The organism is Pseudomonas sp. QLc11A (assembly GCF_052112305.1).
GTDB lineage: Bacteria > Pseudomonadota > Gammaproteobacteria > Pseudomonadales > Pseudomonadaceae > Aquipseudomonas > Aquipseudomonas laurylsulfatiphila.
Window position 1 is genome coordinate 64,183 of sequence record NZ_JAVAJJ010000020.1, and the last position, 19,942, is coordinate 84,124.

The 19,942-nt window shown below is 57.1% G+C and carries 24 protein-coding genes and 1 tRNA gene; 16 read left to right on the forward strand and 9 right to left on the reverse strand.

Annotated features, from left to right (window positions below; all coding sequences use genetic code 11):
• The first annotated feature begins 5 nt into the window (after positions 1–5).
• The 3 genes from Q8X48_RS24735 to Q8X48_RS24745 all read left to right on the forward strand — a co-directional run bounded on the left by Q8X48_RS24735 (position 6) and on the right by Q8X48_RS24745 (position 2,997).
• A tRNA-Val gene (locus Q8X48_RS24735) sits at positions 6–82 on the forward strand.
• 598 nt (positions 83–680) lie between these two features.
• A complete protein-coding gene (locus Q8X48_RS24740; RefSeq protein WP_126050527.1) occupies positions 681–1,502 on the forward strand; it encodes a MinD/ParA family protein in 822 nt (273 codons plus the stop codon).
• An 838-nt stretch (positions 1,503–2,340) separates the two neighbouring features.
• A complete protein-coding gene (locus tag Q8X48_RS24745) occupies positions 2,341–2,997 on the forward strand; it encodes a trypsin-like peptidase domain-containing protein (RefSeq protein ID WP_407800118.1) in 657 nt (218 codons plus the stop codon).
• 1,088 nt (positions 2,998–4,085) lie between these two features.
• Here Q8X48_RS24745 and Q8X48_RS24750 read toward each other — a convergent pair.
• Positions 4,086–4,292 carry a hypothetical protein gene (locus Q8X48_RS24750; RefSeq protein ID WP_095965321.1) on the reverse strand — a complete coding sequence of 69 codons (207 nt, stop codon included), beginning with the start codon at positions 4,290–4,292 and terminating at the stop codon, positions 4,086–4,088.
• Positions 4,293–4,543: 251 nt separating this feature from the next.
• On the opposite strand from Q8X48_RS24750, the gene Q8X48_RS24755 reads away from it, so the two are divergent.
• A complete protein-coding gene (locus Q8X48_RS24755) occupies positions 4,544–4,738 on the forward strand; it encodes a hypothetical protein (RefSeq protein WP_095965322.1) in 195 nt (64 codons plus the stop codon).
• A 107-nt stretch (positions 4,739–4,845) separates the two neighbouring features.
• Here Q8X48_RS24755 and Q8X48_RS24760 read toward each other — a convergent pair whose 3' ends face one another.
• Positions 4,846–5,598 carry a carbonic anhydrase gene (locus Q8X48_RS24760; RefSeq protein WP_407800119.1) on the reverse strand — a complete coding sequence of 251 codons (753 nt, stop codon included), beginning with the start codon at positions 5,596–5,598 and terminating at the stop codon, positions 4,846–4,848.
• A gap of 203 nt (positions 5,599–5,801) precedes the next feature.
• On the opposite strand from Q8X48_RS24760, the gene Q8X48_RS24765 reads away from it, so the two are divergent.
• Positions 5,802–6,257 carry a DUF2214 family protein gene (locus tag Q8X48_RS24765; RefSeq protein ID WP_407800120.1) on the forward strand — a complete coding sequence of 152 codons (456 nt, stop codon included), beginning with the start codon at positions 5,802–5,804 and terminating at the stop codon, positions 6,255–6,257.
• 164 nt (positions 6,258–6,421) lie between these two features.
• Here the strand turns inward: Q8X48_RS24765 and csrA are convergent, their stop codons facing one another.
• The gene (csrA, locus tag Q8X48_RS24770) at positions 6,422–6,613 is read right to left on the reverse strand and encodes a carbon storage regulator CsrA (RefSeq protein ID WP_007975691.1); all 192 of its coding nucleotides are present in this window, start codon (positions 6,611–6,613) and stop codon (positions 6,422–6,424) included.
• A 250-nt stretch (positions 6,614–6,863) separates the two neighbouring features.
• On the opposite strand from csrA, the gene Q8X48_RS24775 reads away from it, so the two are divergent.
• A complete protein-coding gene (locus Q8X48_RS24775; protein ID WP_095965325.1) occupies positions 6,864–7,229 on the forward strand; it encodes a penicillin-binding protein activator LpoB in 366 nt (121 codons plus the stop codon).
• Positions 7,230–7,316: 87 nt separating this feature from the next.
• Here Q8X48_RS24775 and Q8X48_RS24780 read toward each other — a convergent pair whose 3' ends face one another.
• From Q8X48_RS24780 to Q8X48_RS24790, 3 genes are all read right to left on the reverse strand, one after another.
• The gene (locus Q8X48_RS24780) at positions 7,317–8,006 is read right to left on the reverse strand and encodes an endonuclease (RefSeq protein ID WP_126050537.1); all 690 of its coding nucleotides are present in this window, start codon (positions 8,004–8,006) and stop codon (positions 7,317–7,319) included.
• 4 nt (positions 8,007–8,010) lie between these two features.
• The gene (locus Q8X48_RS24785) at positions 8,011–8,250 is read right to left on the reverse strand and encodes a DUF1654 domain-containing protein (protein ID WP_007975694.1); all 240 of its coding nucleotides are present in this window, start codon (positions 8,248–8,250) and stop codon (positions 8,011–8,013) included.
• A gap of 210 nt (positions 8,251–8,460) precedes the next feature.
• Entirely contained in the window at positions 8,461–9,549 is a 1,089-nt protein-coding gene (locus Q8X48_RS24790; RefSeq protein ID WP_102699298.1) for an asparaginase, read from the reverse strand.
• Positions 9,550–9,914: 365 nt separating this feature from the next.
• On the opposite strand from Q8X48_RS24790, the gene Q8X48_RS24795 reads away from it, so the two are divergent.
• The 8 genes from Q8X48_RS24795 to Q8X48_RS24830 all read left to right on the forward strand — a co-directional run bounded on the left by Q8X48_RS24795 (position 9,915) and on the right by Q8X48_RS24830 (position 17,630).
• Positions 9,915–10,376, forward strand: a complete 462-nt coding sequence (locus tag Q8X48_RS24795; RefSeq protein WP_407800121.1) for a hypothetical protein — start codon at positions 9,915–9,917, stop codon at positions 10,374–10,376.
• Positions 10,377–10,569: 193 nt separating this feature from the next.
• Positions 10,570–11,541 carry a sugar ABC transporter substrate-binding protein gene (locus tag Q8X48_RS24800; protein WP_102699300.1) on the forward strand — a complete coding sequence of 324 codons (972 nt, stop codon included), beginning with the start codon at positions 10,570–10,572 and terminating at the stop codon, positions 11,539–11,541.
• Positions 11,542–11,596: 55 nt separating this feature from the next.
• Positions 11,597–13,150, forward strand: a complete 1,554-nt coding sequence (locus tag Q8X48_RS24805; protein WP_407800122.1) for a sugar ABC transporter ATP-binding protein — start codon at positions 11,597–11,599, stop codon at positions 13,148–13,150.
• Positions 13,147–14,124 (forward strand): ABC transporter permease, encoded by a 978-nt coding sequence (locus tag Q8X48_RS24810; protein WP_407800123.1) that lies wholly within the window; start codon positions 13,147–13,149, stop codon positions 14,122–14,124. Before Q8X48_RS24805 ends, Q8X48_RS24810 begins: the two co-directional genes overlap by 4 nt.
• Before the next feature lie 3 nt (positions 14,125–14,127).
• Complete coding sequence (locus Q8X48_RS24815; RefSeq protein ID WP_407800124.1) at positions 14,128–15,147, forward strand: LacI family DNA-binding transcriptional regulator; 1,020 nt, start codon at positions 14,128–14,130, stop codon at positions 15,145–15,147.
• A gap of 92 nt (positions 15,148–15,239) precedes the next feature.
• A complete protein-coding gene (rbsK, locus tag Q8X48_RS24820; protein ID WP_407800125.1) occupies positions 15,240–16,157 on the forward strand; it encodes a ribokinase in 918 nt (305 codons plus the stop codon).
• Positions 16,154–16,558, forward strand: coding sequence for a D-ribose pyranase (rbsD, locus tag Q8X48_RS24825; RefSeq protein ID WP_407800126.1), 405 nt, complete (start codon positions 16,154–16,156; stop codon positions 16,556–16,558). The genes rbsK and rbsD overlap by 4 nt, the downstream gene beginning before the upstream one ends.
• A 43-nt stretch (positions 16,559–16,601) precedes the next feature.
• A complete protein-coding gene (locus Q8X48_RS24830; protein WP_407800127.1) occupies positions 16,602–17,630 on the forward strand; it encodes a nucleoside hydrolase in 1,029 nt (342 codons plus the stop codon).
• Between the two features lie 33 nt (positions 17,631–17,663).
• Here Q8X48_RS24830 and Q8X48_RS24835 read toward each other — a convergent pair whose 3' ends face one another.
• Entirely contained in the window at positions 17,664–17,876 is a 213-nt protein-coding gene (locus Q8X48_RS24835; RefSeq protein WP_126050551.1) for a hypothetical protein, read from the reverse strand.
• A gap of 133 nt (positions 17,877–18,009) precedes the next feature.
• Here Q8X48_RS24835 and Q8X48_RS24840 point away from each other — a divergent pair, with 133 nt between their 5' ends.
• Together Q8X48_RS24840 and Q8X48_RS24845 are read left to right on the forward strand one after the other, a co-directional pair.
• On the forward strand, positions 18,010–18,315 hold the full coding sequence (locus Q8X48_RS24840; protein ID WP_007975706.1) for a hypothetical protein: 306 nt from the start codon (positions 18,010–18,012) through the stop codon (positions 18,313–18,315).
• Positions 18,316–18,484: 169 nt separating this feature from the next.
• Complete coding sequence (locus tag Q8X48_RS24845; RefSeq protein ID WP_102674384.1) at positions 18,485–18,805, forward strand: I78 family peptidase inhibitor; 321 nt, start codon at positions 18,485–18,487, stop codon at positions 18,803–18,805.
• A 70-nt stretch (positions 18,806–18,875) separates the two neighbouring features.
• Here Q8X48_RS24845 and Q8X48_RS24850 read toward each other — a convergent pair whose 3' ends face one another.
• Positions 18,876–19,088 (reverse strand): cold-shock protein, encoded by a 213-nt coding sequence (locus Q8X48_RS24850; protein WP_003179963.1) that lies wholly within the window; start codon positions 19,086–19,088, stop codon positions 18,876–18,878.
• 291 nt (positions 19,089–19,379) lie between these two features.
• Positions 19,380–19,682, reverse strand: coding sequence for a hypothetical protein (locus Q8X48_RS24855; RefSeq protein WP_015095842.1), 303 nt, complete (start codon positions 19,680–19,682; stop codon positions 19,380–19,382).
• Between the last annotated feature and the right edge of the window lie 260 nt (positions 19,683–19,942).

Here is a 19,942-nt window from a genome sequence, read left to right on the forward strand (position 1 = left end):
ACAGCAGGCACGTAGCTCAGTTGGTTAGAGCACCACCTTGACATGGTGGGGGTCGTTGGTTCGAGTCCAATCGCGCCTACCAAACAAAATCCGCTCTGCTGGGCGGTCTGGAAGGGCTCACCGAAAGGTGGGCCCTTTTTTGTTGTCCTGGATTTCATCAAGACGGTCACAAAGTATAGGGCCGTTCACACGCGGCAATGTGAGCGTCGCCAGGCGCAACGCAGAACCTGTAGCTCAGCCGTGGTAATTGAGGCCGGCTCGATTATTTCGTCTTCCGGCTCACCAGGCTCCTGTTCCAGCGCCCTCAGGCTTTTGGCTCTGACCAATTGCGATACCTTTTCGGTAATCTCGTAAGGTGTCGTGACACGCGAAAGCATGCGAGCGGCGGTTTCAAAGTCGGCGCTTATCAGGTTCATCAGTAGGCGCTGGTGAATGTCCTGCCGGTTGTTGATGCCGTGCTCCTTCTGACCCTCCTGAGGTCCGGCTTGAACACGCCTGGCACCTCAACCCTAAACTTCTCGAAGTGGTTCGCGAAATTGCCAGGTGGTGGGTTGCCGCGTTTCTGGTGATCCTGTGATACAGCATAGTGGCTATGTGTCTGCACTTTTCGGTTACCATTGCGTACCTGGGATTAGTTTGCGATTACTCGCACGCGTTGCGCATGGAAGGGAATCAATAACATGGATAGTGTGCGTTCTATACAAGTTATCGCCGTGACCGGCGGAAAGGGCGGCGTCGGCAAGACGACTGTGGCCGTGAATCTTTCATTGGCGCTGGCGAAACTTGGACGGCGAGTCGTATTGCTTGATGGCGATCTTGGCTTGGCGAATATCGATGTCCTGTTGGGGCTTTCCCAGCAGTACACGCTTGCCGATTTAATCGAAGGTCGCTGTGAGCTTTCCGATGTGCTTTTGCGCGGTCCGGGCGGGATACGAATCGTCCCCGCAGCTTCTGGCATCCAGAGCATGGTGCATTTGTCGGCGGCTCAGCACGCAGGCCTGATCCAGGCCTTCAGTGAAATTGGTGACAGTCTCGATGTGCTGGTGATTGACACAGCTGCGGGCATCGGCTCGTCGGTGGTCAGTCTCGTCCGGGCGGCCCACGAAGTCATGCTGGTGGTCTGCGACGAACCGACCTCGATCACCGATGCCTACGCACTGATCAAACTGCTTAATCGTGATTACGGAATGGACCGTTTTCGGGTGCTGGTCAATATGGTGCAGGGCCCGACGGAAGGTCGCGCGCTGTTCGCTAAATTGGCCAAAGTCACCGATCGCTTCCTCGACGTAACCCTGCGGTATGTAGGAGCGATTCCGTACGATGAATGTGCGCGCAGGGCAGTGCAGAAGCAGCGGGCAGTCTACGAACACTTTCCGCGCTCCAAGAGCGCCCAGGCATTTCAGGAAATCGCTTTATTGGTCGACGCCTGGCCTTTGCTGGCTACCCCCAGAGGGCATATGGAGTTCTTCGTTGACCGACTTGTCGATAATTCGAGGGGGTGACATCTTTCTTCTGTTCGTATGGGTGATGCGATGTTGGTGTCCGCTTAAGCCTGGAAGCGCTTTTGCTGGGCGGTCTGGAAGGGCTCACCGAAAGGCGGGCCCTTTTTTGTTGTCCTGGATTTCATGCAGAGCGCTCACAAAGTATCGGCTTCGTTCACACGAGGCAATGTGAACGCCGATTCAGGCTCAAAGTCTGGAAGGGGTTGGGGCGCAGTAGTGCGATAAATGACTCGGCCTGGAGCAGTCCCCGGCTTTGATGCCTGCGGCCAGACACTGGGTGCCAACAACTATTAAGGAATAAGAGAAGTTCCCTGGTTGGGATCAATCAGGACTTTTGCGTTTGGATTAATTTAAGTTGGTTGAGTTGATTAGCAATCAGCGATGTTTAGTTCAAGTTATGTTGAATCCCTGGCAGGAGTTACTCTGCGTAGCTTCCTTTAACTGTATGAATCATATTCCGCGTGGCGGAATATCAAGCCAGTTGCGGCGCAGCTGCAGTGCAGGGCGACTGGGCTAGCATCAGGCTTCTTTTCGCTCTTGTGGCTGACGGGTATAGCGATTTATTCAGCTGGCGCCACTAACGAAACAGTCTATAGAAACTCTTGATTTTCTTTCTCGTATTTAACACTTTTCAGGCGCCAAATATTTGAACTTCTGGAGTTGATCGAAAAGCGATTGGCTTTAGCGCGATTTATTCATACGCGTCATTACAAACTCAGCCATAAGTAAGGAAGCGTCCAACTAGAACAAGCGGCGAGGAGTACTACAACCCCGACAAAAGACAAAATATTGACAACAAAAAACAGTCACACTCTCCCAATTAAGTCGGTGATATATCATGATCAAGATCATGGCCTACTTTTTAATTGGAGCTGTAACTGCAGGATGCAACGGCATCGTAAAACCCGACTTTTCGGGTGCTGCCAATGATTCATACTTTTTAGTCCATTCGGGGTTTCCCGCACCGTATCTATACATGGCCTCGGCCGTGCAATGGAACGATGACTATGCGGTAACCACGCGCCACACTCCGTTCATCCCCAACGTGAAGTACAGCTGCAGCACGGGCTGTGATCTCGTCTTCATCCTGCACAAGGCCAACGGCCGCTACCCATCATGGCGCGCACCGCGTGTGGGCGAGAGCATCACTGCCGTTGGGGCGAGTCCTTACCTCATGACCACTACCGGGAAAGGCAAGGTGTATCAAACGCCGTTCCTCAATACCGATGAACGCAGCGGTGATCTCTATGCCATCCATGATGCCCCGCTGGTCAAGGGCATGTCGGGTGGGCCGGTCCTCACCAGTGACGGCTGTATTGTCGGCATCAATATCGGTTTCTACTCAACCACTCTGAACGATGTGAGCAATCACTCCGGTGTTGAGGGTGCTGAGAGGATCAGCATCTTTATTCCTTACTCGATCATTCAGCGCGAGTGGGGGATATTGCAGGCAAAGCTCAACGATCCACACGGCGCCAGGTATGTCGTGAAGTAACTTTTAGCTATCAACCAATTGGCTATCGCGCCTACCAGGCAAAATTCGCCCGGCCTGGCGGTCTGGAAGGGACCACCCTAAGGTGTAATGCTGTTCAGTTAAGGATTCTGTAGGAGCGAGCTTGCTCGCGATGGACTCAAGAGCGCCGCGTTTAGTCAGTAAACACGCGGCATCGTTAACGACCATCGCGAGCAAGCTCGCTCCTACAGTGGATCATTCTCGCTTAACTGAACAGCATTACCACCCCAAGGTGGGCCCTTTTTTGTTGTGTCGTGAATGTCGGTGCAAATAAACCGATCAAGATAAAAACCGATGCGGCGCCACTCCGTGGTGTCGGGCGACCAACAGGATGGCGATCAAAAGGTAAAAACGGATTTCGATGAAGATTGACCAGTAGGCGCCATCGATAGACGGTACTTTCATGAACTCGCTAGGCATTGTCATGTTGGCGAGGTATTGAGTAAAAGAAGCTGAAAAGCGGCCATTGCCCATCAACAGGATTGCAATGAACGTAATGGTGCAACATGCCGCAGAATGTGGGGTAGAGCCGAACGATCCTGGAGGTTGCGAATGACTTGAGATTCGCATTTGAAGCCGTCATGAATATCACGAAGCCGCTGATCATGAAAAACAGCTGAACCCCCCGGATATCCATACTTTGCAGCTGGAATAATCCAGGGGTAAGGCATGATGGACAGATCGTCGTAAGCATGCCCCCCGAAAAGAATAATGAAAGAACAGGACGGCAATTGCCGCGATAAACCGAAGTAAATCGATTTCGTTTACGCGGTCTTTAGTCATGGTTACAACTAATTGGATAACCCTGGAGTGCGGTGGTTTCTTGTTGGTAGGCGCGCATCCTGCCTTCAGACCCGACGAAAGCAAAGCCAGGTTCATCGGCACCTTGCCACGAGTCTCACGCCACTGTGTTGCGCCTGCGGGATTTTTTTGGGGGATTGTGATGCGAGGAGTGGGTGGGAGCCAGGCAACAGGTGATTGCATCCAGATGGCATGTTCCATTGCCAGTGCCGAATCCACTTACCTGTTGCCGGGTAAATCGATCAGTATGTCGCTTGCCTCATAAAAGGTCAGAGCGCGAAACCCGTCGCATGAACCAGATGCACCTCCTGCGCTCCAGCGATCAGGTGCATGGGGACGTTCTGTTGTACGTCAATGGACGGTACCTCGAAGCTCCCTACAATCTGGAGGTGTCGCTCGCTCAGTTCGGTCGACTCTGCTGCTTTTTCCTTAGCCATTCTCGCGTGGTTCATTGCGATTTCGTTGAGCGTTGACACGTTACATCTCCCGGTGACTGACCAAGCGTATCGCTGGAGTCCTTAAGCGTTGATTGAATGGCTGCTGCGTCAGAATTATGTCGTTCCGGCGCTGCTACGCGCGATCTGTGCAATCCTCAAGCCACGGATGCGGGTGAACTCATCGTTGTGTTTTCGCAGGCGACGAATGGCGGACAACGGTGGATGATGATCCGGATTCTTGGCCATTCAGGCGTAAACTAGTGGGGCTGCCTCATTGAAAGGAGCCGCCCATGAACGTCGATCAAATCAGCAAACAGGCACCCGTAGACAAAGCCGTTTGGGATCAATACTTCTGCGCTGCGTTGATTGCCGAAAGCAATCTGACAGCCCCGGTTGTGGGCGGGGCTACGCACGAAGACAGGCAGAACCTGTTGATCGAGAGGGCTAAAGCCCTGGCCGACAAAATGATGGAAAACCGGAAGTGACCAGAGCCCAGCCATCGCGCTGGGCTCTTTGCATGCGGCGTTCTTTGCATGCGGGACTCTTTTTATGCGGGACTATGCGCCGATACTAGCGATGTGTGCGTTGTGGGTCAGGCGATGAGCTCTACCTTGCCGCTCGCCAGGCGATAGACACCTCCCACGATCTTCAGCATGCCTTTGCTCTGCGCATCGGTCAGCAAGGGCGAGGCCTGTTTCAGGCTGTTGACCGAATTTTTGACGTTCTGCGCGGTGGCGTTTTCCATCAGGCTTCCGGGTTGCTTGAGCACGGCCTCGATGGCTGACTTGAGTGCGTCGGTCAGTTTCGGGATATGGCCGGGGAAAACCGTCTGGTCCTTGACAGCCTTGATGCCGGCCTCGATGGCGCCGCAGCTCTCATGGCCGAGTACCAGAATCAGCGGGGCGCCCAGTACGGCGACCCCGTATTCAAGACTGGCCAGGCCTTCCGGGGTGACAAAGTTGCCCGCGACGCGGATGGAGAAAAGATCTCCGCGCGCAGTGTCAAACGCATACTCCGGGGCGATGCGTGAGTCAGAGCAGCTCAGCACGGCCACAAACGGATTTTGACCCGACACCAGGGCCTCTCGCTCAGCCTTGAAATCATGAGTCTTGGATGTACCGCTTACATATCGTTCATTGCCCTCCATCAGTCTTTTCAGCGCCATGTCGGGACTGATCACGTTTTGTGGTTTGGGTGGGGCTGTCGCTTTTTCGGCTGCCTGGATGATTTTGCCGGGCAGTGTGCCGGCAAGCAGCAGGGCGCCTGCGCTCAATCCGGCAAATTGAAGAAAACGACGACGGCCTGTTTTGTTTGAAGCAGAGATTGAATCACATGATTCACACATGATTTTGTTTACTCAGTTCAATGCGGTGAGAGTGAGTTGCTGTTGGGGCTGGGACTGCCGCGGTCGCTCAATGCCAGCGCAGTGGAGTCTAGTTGGTCTGTCATATTGTGTACCGGGCCTGGTCCGAGGATGCCGTGCAAGCAGCCATTTCATGGGCTACTACTGTCAGGCTCATACAGCTTCTACCTGGCGGGAGTTTCTCGATGCTGACTCATTGGTTTCTGGCGGCGGTTCATCTTTTGGCGGTTGCGTTGGGATTCTGGGCGGTGCTGACTCGAGGCACGTCTTTTCGGCGTCTGGCCGATGGGACCGCAGAAGTGCGCAGTGTCCTGATGGCGGACAATATCTGGGGTATTTCAGCTGTCGTGTTACTGATCAGCGGGGGGATGCGAGCCTTTGGCGGGTACGAGAAAGGCACGGACTATTACCTGCATCAGCCGCTGTTTCATCTGAAGATGACGCTGTTCGTGCTGATCTTGCTGCTGGAGATTGCGCCCATGGTGACGTTGATCAAATGGCGGATAGCGCTGGGTCGCAAAGTCGCCTTCGATACCGGCCGTGCGAAGCTGTTTGCACGGATCAGTCATGTCGAGGCACTGCTGGTGCTGTTGATGGTGGTGGTGGCGACTGGCATGGCGCGCGGGGTGGTGTTCGGTTAGCCACGGAGCGAACGCGTCCTTCCCCTGGATAAACAAGAAATATCTGACAGCCAGGGTCTTGAGCTTGTCGCTAGTATCGACCCCTGAAAGCTTCGATGCGATGCTGAATCTTTAGCCAGCCGTGGTTGCGCACTGAACGGGCTGGCTACTGACTGCAACAGAACTCAGGATTGCGGCTTTTCCGGGGCGGTCAGGCCGGCCTGAATGCGCTGATAAATTTCTTCACGGTGCACTGCAACGTCCTTCGGGGCGTTGATGCCGATCCTGACTTGCTGGCCGCTTACGCCCAGGATGGTGATCGTAATGTCATCACCGATATTAATGCTTTCACCGACTTTGCGGGTGAGTATCAGCATGGTCTTCTCCTTGATTGCTTTGTGGGGCACCTGATTCGGACAGTGCAGAGGTCGGTGGTATGTATAGATTAGTGCGAAGTCTCACAGTTTGGGTGCCTCTTTCTGACGCGCAGATGTGGCATTAATTCCCAAGGCGTAACTATACAGAGGCCGCCACCATGATTCTCGTTGTTTTGAGCCCATTTTATGGCACTCGTGAAGTATTCATGGATGTTAAAATCCCCGCTTTAAGCATTTAGAGGGAAACGCCGTGCGCAAAATGGTCTTGGTACTCGCGATGTTGGCACTGGCGGGATGTGGAGAGGGCAGCAGTGTGGATGCGCCGAAGCCAAAGCCGGCCGTGGCTGCCGTACCCGCGGCAGCGTCCGGCCCGCAATGGGATCTTGAAGTGCGAGGTGAAACCCCTCAGGCGGTCAGTGATTTGAGTGGCTGGCTGATCGAACACAGTTTCATGTCCAGCGTCGTCAAGGAAAATGGCAATACGCGAATCCTGATGGGGCCGTTCAATTCGAAAGCCGAGGCCGAAGCCAAACAGGATGAGGTCCGTGCTGTGCTCACTCGCTCGAAGAAACAGAACATCGAATTGCTGGTGCTTGAGCGTCCGGCCGCTCAATAACAGTCGGCAGCGAAGATGTTGGGCAAACAAAAAAAGGCCTCGGGGCTTTAGCCTCGAGGCCTTTTTTGTTTCAGGTGTCGCCTGGATTCAGCCGCAGGCCTTCATGTCCACCGGGCCGACGAACTCGTTGCCGCGTCCCATGACGCACCCCACGCTCTGGTTGCGTTGCCGTTCCCAGGCCTGTACGGGATAGGTCTTGTCCCAGGCTTCGTACAGTTGTCGATCCTGTTTTGACAGGCGCAAGCCATACTGCTTGCTCATGTAGAAGTAGGTCCGGGCGATCATGCCGCGAATGGAAGGGCGGGGCATGACTTTCTTGGCCTTGAAGTCGACTTGGGTCAGGCACGAACCATACTGTCCCGACTGTTCGGGCAGCCAACCGAAACTGAAGTTGCTGCGATCGCCATTGACCTCGCCGATGCTGGGCACCAGGTTGTGCAAATCAGCTTCGGCCTTCTGGTAAACCGGATCGTAGCGGGTGCAGTTCTTGCGACCGCCTTCTTGCCAGCACTGGCGTTGATGACCGATCTGCCAGGCCGGAACGATATGCTCCCACTCGATGCGGGATGCGCGCTTGGCATTTTTACGCGGCACATAACCGCAGGCGGCAAGGTTCACCCGGTTGCCGGTGTACTTGCAGCCACAGTAAAACTCGGTGGATTGGGGGGCGTAGAGCTTCCATGCGACCTTTTTCGCTTCGGTGAAGGTGCGCGGAGCGTCGGCTTGCGCAGCCATGACAAAAAACACAAAAAACAAAGCAAACCAGCGGGCACTCATCGACTCAATCTTCCTTCGGCACAACCCAGAAAATCTGCACGCCGCCATCGTCGCGATAGGCGAGGGTGACGTTGTCGTTCTCGTCGATTTCTTCCAGCAAGCGTTCCCATTCATCCACCGGCTCGTCAGGCAGGCGGAAGATCAGTGCTGCCCTGGCCTTTTGTGCGGTGGGGGAGTTGATGATTTTCTGAACGCGCAGGCCCATGCGTACATAGGTGTCAGGAGAGGCAGAAGTAGTGTCCATGGAATTATCCTTATTAAGCTGTACGTGCATACAGTATTTAACTGTAGGCAATTTCGCAACTGCTTAAAAATCAAGAAAATCCTCTGACAGCGGTTTGTTCTATTTGGTGTAAGGCGCAGGGAGTTTTTTTGTCAGAACGAGTGGCGCCAATCGCCAGGACTGGAGAATGGCGCACAGGGTGCCCGACCGGATCGGTCGGGCGAGGGCGAATCAGTATTCCCAGAACATCCGCTGCAGCTCTTTGCTGTCATTGGTCTTGGTCAGCGCGACCATCGCCAGGATCCGAGCCTTTTGCGGGTTCAGGTCGTGGGCCACGACCCAGTCGTATTTATCGTCAGGCTGTTCGGCATTGCGCAATACGAAGCCGCCGGCGTTGACATGGGAGGAGCGAATGATCTGCACGCCGTCCTTGCGCAGGGCTTGCAGGGTCGGGACCACACGAGACGATACCGAACCATTGCCGGTGCCGGCGTGGATGATGGCTTTGGCGCCTGATTGAGCGAGGGCCTTGTAGGCGGTGTCGCTGACATTGCCGTAGGAATAGGCGATCTCGACGTCAGGCAGGCTCTTGATAGTCTTGATGTCGAATTCGGAATCCATGGTGTGGCGCTTGGCTGGCAAACGGAACCAGTAGGATTTGCCTTCTACCACCATGCCCAGCGGACCCCAGGGGCTTTTGAACGCTTCGGTCTTGATGTTGATCATTTTGCTGACGTCGCGACCCGACTGGATTTCATCGTTCATGGTCACCAGCACGCCTTTGCCTCGCGCATCCTTGCTGCTGGCCACGGCCACTGCGTTGTACAGGTTGAGCATGCCATCGGCGGACATCGCGGTGCCCGGGCGCATGGAGCCCACGACAATGATCGGCTTATCGGTTTTTTCCACCAGGTTCAGGAAATACGCGGTTTCTTCCAGGGTGTCGGTGCCGTGGGTAATCACGATGCCATCGACGTCTTTGCTGTCGGCCAGTTCGGCTACGCGGCGGCCCAGTTGCAGCAGGTTTTCGTTGGTGATGCTTTCGGAAGCGATTTGCATGACCTGTTCGCCACGAACGTTGGCCACCTGGCTCAGTTCTGGAACGCCGGCGATCAATTGTTCAATGCCGACTTTCGCCGCTTGGTAGGTCGCGCTGTTGGCGGCGCTGGCGCCGGCGCCGGCAATGGTGCCACCGGTGGCCAGGATCACCACGTTGGCCAGTTTCTGTTGGGTTTCGGCTTCTTTGGCCTGAAGGGCGGTCGGCAGAAGCAGCAGCAGGGCCAAGGCGCCCGGAACAAAGGTCTTGAGTGCAGATGTCATTATTTTTCTCTTCTAGTTGTGAGACGGTGCAGATGCAGGTTCATCTAGATACGCCCCGGGCGAATCTGAACGCCGGAGGTGCGAGGAAGAGAGCAGGATCTGTACCAGTAACACCTTGAATCGAAAAATACGCGTAACTTAATGATTTGTAACGGTATTGCAGTTTGTGTCCGAAGGCGGTTCCGGGGCCGGGCGTCCGGATTGCCGAACATGTTTAACTTTGGCGTTCGGCTCTCCGAAACGGATGGCGGTTCTGTTTAAGATTCCTGTTTAAAATTTAAGGGCACCAAATCGTCGTTAACGATTAAAGAAAAGCGCGCGTCGGTCGATGCTCCTTCAAGGGATCTATTTCTGCAGGAGTTCACATGTCGTTATCTATTGGCTTCCCGAATGCTGCGGGCATCACCATCGGGGGGAAGTCTGCGGCGACCGTTCGTGCCTTGGGCGATGCAACAGAGGGTGCGGCTGCCAAAGCGCTGGGCGCAAAGGAAGGCGACGGCACCCAGGTTAAAACCGGTCCGGTAGGTCTGGGAGAAAGTGCCGGCGCACAGGCCGAATCGGAAACCAGCGATAACACCAGTGTTGCGGTGAAGGTCCTGCTCAAGCGCCTGAAGGAGTTGCAGCAGCAATTGCGTGAGCAACAGCAGCAATTGGCTCAGGCCCAGGCGGCGTCCTATCCGACCCCGGAAGCCAAGACCACCGCGGTAGCGGCCATTCAGGGGCAGGTCGCCCAAACCAACGGCGCCATCCTGCAGGTGAGCGCGAGTCTGATCAAAGAGATGACCAAGGGTTCCGGCACGGGATCGGTGATCAACACCACGGCATGAACTGAATGCCGTTTTTCGCCAATCCTCTCTGAAAGCACTTTTCAGGACGTTGACAAATACCGGCAGGATTCGCATAGTCTGGGTCACGCAAACGTTTGCGCGACCCACTGTAATGGCTTTCCATCACAGTGGGTCGTGAAGCTTACGCCGGCGCAAGCGTTGCTCACAATAATCATAAGATCGGAGTGAACCCATGAAGCTGCCATTTGCTGGACGTCTTCTCGCTGTCGCTGTGCTGGCTGCCGCATCCGCTGCACTGCCTGTCTCCTCTGCCTTCGCTGAAACCACAGAAAAACCGAAAGTCGCACTGGTCATGAAATCCCTGGCCAATGAGTTTTTCCTGACCATGGAAGACGGCGCCAAGGCCTATCAGAAAGATCACTCCGGCGAATTCGAGCTGATCTCCAACGGCATCAAGGATGAAACCGACACGGCAGGCCAGACGCGTATCGTCGAGCAGATGATCCTGGCCAAGGTCAATGCGCTGGTGATTGCACCGGCAGATTCCAAGGCCATGGTGCCGGTGATCAAGAAAGCCATCGATGCCGGTATCACCGTGATCAACATCGACAACCAACTGGACCCCGCCGTCGTAAAAAGCAAAAACATCAGTGTTCCGTTCGTAGGCCCGGACAACCGCAAGGGTGCACGCCTGGTCGGCGATTACCTGGCCAAACAGCTGAAGGCCGGTGACGAAGTCGGCATCATCGAAGGTGTGTCCACCACCACCAATGCCCAGCAGCGCACCGCAGGTTTCAAGGATGCGATGGAGGCGGCGCAGATCAAGGTCGTGTCGCTGCAATCCGGTGACTGGGAAATCGACAAAGGCAACAAGGTGGCCGCCTCGATTCTCAGCGAATACCCGCAAACCAAGGCCCTGTTGGCCGGCAACGACAGCATGGCGGTCGGTGCGGTGTCTGCCGTGCGCGCCGCGGGCAAGGCCGGCAAGGTGCAAGTGGTCGGCTACGACAATATCAATGCCATCCAGCCGATGCTCAAGGATGGTCGGGTGCTCGCCACTGCCGACCAGTTTGCAGCCAGGCAGGCGGTGTTCGGCATCGAGACGGCATTGAAGATTCTCAAGGGCGAGAAGGTCGACGGCGGCGCCAATGGCGTGATCGAAACGCCGGTAGAGTTGGTCACCAAAGAGTCGGTCACACAGTAACCTTCTGGCGACGCAACGGCGCTCGTCCAGCCGGACGGGCGCGTGGAGAGTTTTTATGTCCGCTTGCGCTACGAACGCTGTCCTCTCGGTCAGCGGTATCGGCAAGACCTACGCCCAACCGGTTCTGGCCGGCATTGATCTGACGCTCATGCGCGGTGAAGTGCTGGCGCTGACCGGCGAGAACGGCGCAGGCAAAAGCACGCTTTCGAAAATCATTGGCGGGCTGGTCGCGCCGACCACCGGGCAGATGCAGTTTCAGGGGCAGGCCTATCGTCCGGGCAGCCGGAGCCAGGCGGAAAACCTCGGCATCCGCATGGTCATGCAGGAGCTCAATCTGCTGCCGACCCTGTCGGTGGCGGAAAACCTGTTCCTTCACAATCTGCCCAACAACGGCGGCTGGATCAGTCGCAAGCAATTGCGCAGGGCTGCCATCGAGGCCATGGCTCAGGTCGGGCTCGACGCCATTGACCCGGATACCCTGGTCGGCGAACTGGGTATCGGTCACCAGCAAATGGTGGAGATCGCCCGCAACCTGATCGGCGATTGTCATGTGCTGATTCTCGATGAGCCCACCGCGATGCTCACGGCACGCGAAGTTGAAATGCTGTTCGAGCAGATCACCCGCCTGCAGGCTCGCGGCGTATCGATCATCTATATCTCTCATCGCCTCGAAGAGCTGGCGCGGGTTGCGCAACGCATTGCCGTGCTGCGCGACGGCAATCTGGTCTGTGTCGCGCCGATGGCCAACTACAACAGCGAGCAACTGGTCACCCTGATGGTCGGTCGCGAACTCGGCGAACACATCGATATGGGGGCGCGCAAGATCGGTGCTCCGGTTTTGACGGTCAAGGGGCTGACCCGATCCGACAAGGTTCGCGATGTGTCGTTCGAAGTGCGTGCCGGAGAGATTTTCGGCATTTCCGGTTTGATCGGCGCGGGGCGCACCGAGTTGTTGCGCCTGATTTTCGGTGCCGATATCGCCGACAGCGGTACGATTGCCCTCGGCTCGCCGGCGCAGGTCATCACTGTGCGTTCGCCAGTGGATGCGGTCGGGCATGGCATCGCGCTGATCACCGAAGATCGCAAGGGCGAAGGCCTTTTGTTGACGCAGTCGATCGGTGCCAATATCGCCTTGGGCAACATGCCCGCCATCTCCAGTGCCGGTTTTGTCGACAACGATGGCGAAAACGCCCTGGCCCAGCGGCAGATCGACGCCATGCGCATTCGCAGTTCCGGTCCGGCACAGTTGGTGTCCGAGCTGTCCGGCGGTAACCAGCAGAAAGTCGTCATCGGTCGCTGGCTGGAGCGCGATTGCTCGGTGCTGCTGTTCGACGAGCCGACCCGGGGCATCGACGTCGGCGCCAAGTTCGATATCTACAACCTGCTCGGTGAATTGACCCGCAAGGGCAAGGCGCTGGTGGTGGTTTCCAGCGACTTGCGCGAGCTGATGCTGATCTGCGACCGGATCGGTGTGCTGTCGGCAGGAAGCCTGATCGATACGTTCGATCGCGACAGCTGGACCCAGGATGAGTTGCTCGCCGCTGCTTTTGCCGGCTATCAAAAACGTGATGCGCAGCGCTTCGACGCCGCGCCTAGGGATCTTCCATGAAAACCGCTTCTTTCGCCGGCACACGCAGTGGCAACTTCTATGGCCTGGGCACCTATCTGGGCCTGGCGGGTGCCTTGTTGGCGATGATTGTGCTGTTCTCGGTGTTGAGCAGTCACTTCCTGTCCTACGATACGTTCAGCACCCTGGCCAACCAGATTCCGGACCTGATGGTGCTGGCAGTCGGCATGACCTTTGTGTTGATCATCGGAGGCATCGACCTGTCGGTGGGTTCGGTGCTGGCACTGGCAGCCTCGACCGTCAGCGTGGCGATACTTGGCTGGGGCTGGAGCGTGCTGCCCGCAGCGTTGCTCGGCATGGCCGTCGCGGCGCTCGCAGGCACCATCACCGGTTCAATCACGGTGGCGTGGCGGATACCGTCGTTCATCGTGTCCCTGGGCGTGCTGGAAATGGCGCGCGGAGTGGCGTACCAGATGACCGGTTCGCGTACGGCCTACATCGGCGATGCGTTCGCCTGGTTGTCCAATCCGATCGCCTTCGGCATTTCACCCTCGTTCATCATTGCGTTGCTGATCATATTCATCGCCCAGGCCGTGTTGACCCGCACGGTGTTCGGTCGCTATCTGATCGGTATCGGCACCAATGAAGAGGCCGTGCGGCTGGCGGGGATCAATCCGAAGCCCTACAAAATCCTGGTTTTCAGCCTGATGGGATTGCTGGCCGGCATTGCCGCGCTGTTCCAGATTTCTCGCCTGGAAGCCGCCGACCCGAATGCCGGCTCCGGTCTTGAGTTGCAGGTGATTGCCGCCGTGGTGATTGGCGGGACCAGTCTGATGGGCGGGCGCGGCTCGGTGATCAGCACGTTTTTTGGCGTTCTGATCATTTCCGTGCTGGCCGCGGGGCTGGCGCAGATCGGGGCAACGGAACCGACCAAACGCATCATTACCGGCGCCGTGATCGTGGTGGCGGTGGTGCTGGACACTTATCGCAGTCAACGCGCAAACCGGCGGACCTGAGTCATGGCGACTATCAAAGATGTGGCAGCCCTTGCCGGCATTTCCTACACCACGGTTTCCCATGTGGTGAACAAGACCCGTCCGGTCAGTGAGGAAGTCCGGATCAAGGTCGAGGCGGCGATCAAGACCCTCGACTACGTCCCCAGCGCCGTGGCCCGTTCACTCAAGGCCAAGACCACGGCGACCATCGGCCTGTTGGTCCCCAACAGCCTCAACCCGTATTTCGCCGAACTGGCCCGGGGGATTGAGGATTACTGCGAGCGAAACGGTTACTGCGTGATCCTGTGCAACTCCGACGACAATCCGGACAAGCAGCGCAGCTACCTGCGGGTGCTGCTGGAAAAACGCATCGACGGCCTCATCGTCGCCTCGGCCGGCGGCGACAGTCGCCTGGTACAGGGTCTGAAAGGCGTGCGCACGCCCATGGTGATCGTCGACCGCGGCCTGGACGGAGTCGATGCCGACCTGGTGCGCATCGACCATGAATACGGCGCGTACCTGGCGACCCGGCACCTGTTGGAGTTGGGCCACCGGGATATCGCCACGATCAGCGGACCGGAAAACACCAGTGTGGCGCAGATGCGTCTGGCGGGTTATCGCAGGGCCTTGAAAGAGGCGGGCGTCGAAGTCTCTCCCGAGCGCATGCTGGCAAGCGATTTCACCAGCACCGGCGGTTACAGCGCTGCCGCGATTTTGCTGGAAAGCCATCCGCCTACCGCCATTTTTGCCGCCAACGACATGATCGGCATCGGTGTGCTGCGGGCCGCCGCTGAGCGCAATATTCGCGTACCGAGCGAGTTGTCGGTGATCGGTTTCGACGATATCCAGATGAGTCGGTATGTCTACCCGTCGTTGACTACGGTGGGGCAATCGATCCTGCAGCTCGGTGAAATGGCTGCCGAAGTGCTTTTACGGCGAATCGCCACGCCGGGCCTGGCGACCGATCAGCGGATCGTGACGCCGAGTATTGTCATCCGTGAATCGACGGCGCCGTTGGCCGGCGCGTTTGCCCACTTCCGTTGAAAACAGAGAGCCGTTGAAAACAGAGAGCCGTTCAAAACAGAAAGCCGCTGAACCGACAGCGTCGCCGAAACAGAATCGATGAGTAGCAACGTATGCCAGCAAAAGTAGTGGTAATAGGCAGTTTGAACATGGACCTGGTGACCCGGGCGCCGCGTTTGCCCAAGGGCGGTGAAACGCTGATTGGTCAGTCGTTTGCCACCGTCTCCGGCGGCAAGGGCGCCAATCAGGCTGTGGCTGCGGCACGGCTCGGAGCCCAGGTGTCGATGATCGGTTGTGTGGGCAATGACGCCTATGGTGAGGCGCTGCGCGGGGCGCTGTTGGCCGAGCAGATCGATTGCCAGGCGGTGAGCACCATTGACGGTTCCAGCGGCGTGGCATTGATTGTGGTCGACGACAGCAGTCAGAACACCATCGTGATCGTCCCAGGTGCCAACGGCGCATTGACCGCTGAAGCCATTGACCGTTTTGATTCGGTGATACAAGCGGCGGACGTGCTCATCTGCCAGCTGGAAGTGCCCGATGCCTCCGTCGGCCATGCACTCAAGCGGGGGCGCGAGCTGGGCAAGACGGTCATCCTCAACCCGGCGCCGGCCAGCCGTCCGTTGCCATCGCACTGGTACGGATCTATCGATTACCTGATTCCCAACGAGAGCGAAGCGTCGGCCTTGAGCGGTCTGTCGGTGGACTCCCTGGAATCCGCGCAAGCCGCGGCGACCCGGCTGATTGCCCTGGGCGCCGGCAAGGTGATCATCACCCTCGGTGCGCAAGGTTCGCTGTTTGCCGATGGCCAGCGCTTCGAACATTTCCCCGCGCCTGTCGTAAAGGCAGTCGACACCACGGCGGCGGGCGATACGTTCGTCGGTGGTTTCGCTGCGGCGTTGGCTGCGGGGCAGGATGAGGTACAGGCGATCCGCTTCGGGCAGGTGGCTGCGGCGCTGTCGGTCACCCGTGCCGGCGCGCAACCTTCGATTCCCGCCTTGAGCGATGTGCAGGCGTTTAAAACTCCATGAAAAAGACACCCTTGCTCAACATCGCCTTGTCGCGGCTGATCGCCTCATTGGGGCATGGCGACATGGTCGTCATTGGTGACGCCGGTTTGCCGGTTCCACCGGGCGTTGAATTGATCGACCTGGCCTTGACCCAGGGCATTCCGGATTTTGTCAGCACCTTGAAGGTGGTGCTCAGTGAGATGCAGGTGGAAAGCCATGTGCTGGCTCAGGAAATTTTCGATAAAAAACCGTCGGCCCTGATCGCCCTGGATGAACTGAACGGTGAATGCGCACTGGGGCGCCGTGAGGTGCTCAGCCATGAACAATTCAAGGTCCTGAGCCGAGAGGCAAGGGCGATTGTTCGTACAGGCGAGTGCCAGCCGTACTGCAACATCGTGCTGTTCGCCGGGGTTACGTTTTGACGGACTGCCTGCCTTTGGATTTCTCATGCACAAGGAGTGCGCCATGTATCGCTATGCTCAGAAACTGCACCAACTGCTCCGGAGTCTGCTGCTTTTGTCCCTGATTACCGCAACGAACGCCCAGGCGGCACAAAAAATCGACTTGATCATCGACACCGATCCGGGGGCTGACGATGTCGTTGCCTTGTTGTTCGCCCTGGCGTCGCCGGACGAGCTGAATGTCCGGGCATTGACCACCGTTGCGGGCAACGTTCGCCTGGACAAGACTTCGCGCAATGCGCGACTGGCCCGGGAGTGGGCGGGGCGTGAAGAAGTGCCGGTCTTTGCGGGCGCGCCGAAACCCCTTATGCGCACACCCATCTATGCCGAGAACATTCATGGCATGGAAGGGCTCTCGGGCATTGCCGTGCATGAGCCCAAACAAGGCCTGGCCAAGGGCAGTGCCATCACTTATCTGATCGATACCCTGAAGTCTGCCGAGCCCCACAGCATCACCATCGCCATGCTTGGCCCGCAGACCAACCTGGCCTTGGCGCTGATCCAGGAGCCAGGTATCGTCCAGGGCATCAAGGAAGTGGTGGTCATGGGCGGTGCGCACTTCAACGGCGGCAACATCACGCCGGTGGCCGAATTCAACCTGTTCGCCGATCCGCAAGCCGCCGAAGTGGTACTCAAGAGTGGCGTGAAGCTGACCTACCTGCCGCTGGATGTGACCCACAAGATCCTGACCAGCGAAGCGCGTCTGCAACAGATTGCGGCGCTGAACAACAACGCCAGCCGTTTGGTGGGCGACATTCTCAATGAATACATCAAAGGCGATATCGAACACTACGGCATTTCGGGTGGCCCGGTGCATGACGCCACGGTGGTCGCTTACCTGCTCAAGCCGCAATTGTTCAGCGGTCGCTCGGTCAATGTGGTGGTCGACAGCCGCGAGGGGCCGACTTTCGGGCAAACGATCGTTGACTGGTATGACGGCTTGAAAGCGCCGAAGAATGCGTTCTGGGTTGAAAGCGGCGATGCCCAGGGCTTCTTCGATCTGCTGACCGAGCGTCTGGCCCGTCTGAAATAAGCTGCATGCCCCGCAGGTGCCTGCCTGCGGGGTTCACTCCCGCCCGCTGGCAGCGTCGCCCTTCTGGTCCGACAGGTGCTTCTCGAAAATCTGCTCGATGAACGATTGGGCGGCTTCGGTTCCAAGGTCCCTGACCAGCAGGTCGATACCGATAATGGCAAGCTCTTCCGTGCTGCTTGGACTGTAGGAGCTGTGGCCGTCCTGCCACTTTGCCTTGATGTCAGCGTCGATACTTACGGTGGTCATGATGGCACTCGTGAAGTCGGGGGAAGTCTGAGTGCCGAGTTAACCATTTTGCGGGGCTTTTGACACGTCGACTTAGGCATGAAAGAAGGGCTATGCGACACTTGGTCTCTGTCGAATTTTCAAGGAGCACGCTGTGCAGATCGATTTGAACTCCCCGGATGGCCTGACCCTCGAGGCCGTGCGTCAGTTGCTGGCCGGCGCCAGTGACGATGAGCACACCCAGTTGCGGGTCACCAAGGGAGGCATTGCCTACATCTCCTCGGGTGTCGTGGGCGGTACCGATATCGACGGGTTGTTGTTCCGGCTCGAAACCTGGGCCAAGGGCTCCGGATATGTCGGACGGGTCGCGGCCAGCGATGAAGTCTGGGTCATGCAGATCTTCAATGCCTTGAAAGAGAACTGGCCCAATCCGCCTTACGACTACATCGACGTCTATTGAGCGTTGTTCATATTCAGTCACGATTCAGTGATTAAGGGGAGGGCGGCGCTCAGGCAGAATCGCGGCTCGTCCGGATTGCGGGCAGGGTGCCGGCACTGCCTGCCTGTGAAACCAAACGCCAGTCTGGTTGTCGCACGATCTCAGCCTAATCATTGAATAAGGAGGCTTCATGCCTTGGAAGCTCGCGTCATTGGGTACTTTGCTGGCCGTTGCCACGCTGGCCGGTTGCAGCACTGCCTCTACGGAGTCGGCACCTGCGGATGTTGCGACGACTGACACGGGTCACAGCCGCTGTGAGGCGAAGGCTGCCGAGTTCACCATCGGCAAACAGGCATCGCCGCAGCTGCTTGAGCAGGCACGTACCCGAGCTGGGGCGCAAAGCGCGCGGTTCCTGCTGCCAACCGATATGGTGACGCTGGAGTACCGTTCCGATCGCCTGAACCTGAACACCGATGCCAGCAGGGTGGTCACCCGGGTCAACTGCGGTTGATCCCCAGGCTTTTGTTTCACCCATAAAAAACCCCGTCACATGGACGGGGTTTTTTTAGTGCGCCTGGAAATTACTCTGGGCGAACTTGAGCAGCTTGCATACCCTTTTGGCCTTTCTCAGCCACGAAGGAAACAGTCTGGCCTTCTTTCAGGCTTTTGAAACCGTCGCTTTCGATAGCTTTGAAGTGTACGAACAGGTCGTCACCGCCACCTTGAGGAGTGATGAAGCCGAAGCCTTTTTCATCGTTGAACCATTTAACGGTGCCGGTTTGGCGATTAGACATGGTGTATCTCCAAGAAACATATATTTTCAGTAGTACTGTGCTGCTCAGGCCAACTGGGCACACCCGAGTATCATAGTCGAAATGTTCGGTTTGGGACCCCCCCGGGTGAGCTGTTTGCCGATCAGTCGTGGTTTCTTTATGCCTTGAAATGGCTGGAAGCCCCGTTTTATAAGGCTTCTAGCCGAAAGTGAAGGCGATAAAAAAAGCTGTAAAACCTGCATAAATTGTACGGAATGGCCTGTTGCGGGGGATTTTTGCCAGTAAAACAGGGTTGAAAACGCCGATCTGTGCTTATTTTTTGGCTTTGTTCCCAGCCTTGCAGGCTGCAATTTGGTCAAAGGCTTTCTGTTTCATGGCGTCACTGGCTTTGTTATCCATCAATGCCTGGATGTCGCTGGCCGGGAACGACTTGATTGCATCCGCACCACAAGCGCAGTGGGCTTTGGCCGCGGCTTCACCGATTTTTTGCGCGGCCGCAGGCACGCACTGAGACATGTACTTCTCGCGTTCACCTTTTGGCCATTCGGCGTGGGCGGCCAGCGGCAGCAGCAGAACGATTGGTGCGACTACAGCGAATAAACGATTCAGACGCATGCCAGGATGCTCCTTTGAGGTCAATGTCTTTTATCTGAGCGCTAACGCGCGGCTCAAGTTCATCACTCTGGCATAAAAACGGCTGATTTGCCGCGTTGGAAAGCCTCTGCGCAGCTACCACCGTTCATCTGTGCTAGCATGCCCCGCTCGGGCGTTTGCAGGCTCCGGCGGACCTTCAGTCCCGGTGGCGGCAGATGCGCGATTAACCCTGATTTGAATCCCAGTCACTCTGGTTCGGTTTTCCGGTTGGCCGCAAGGCT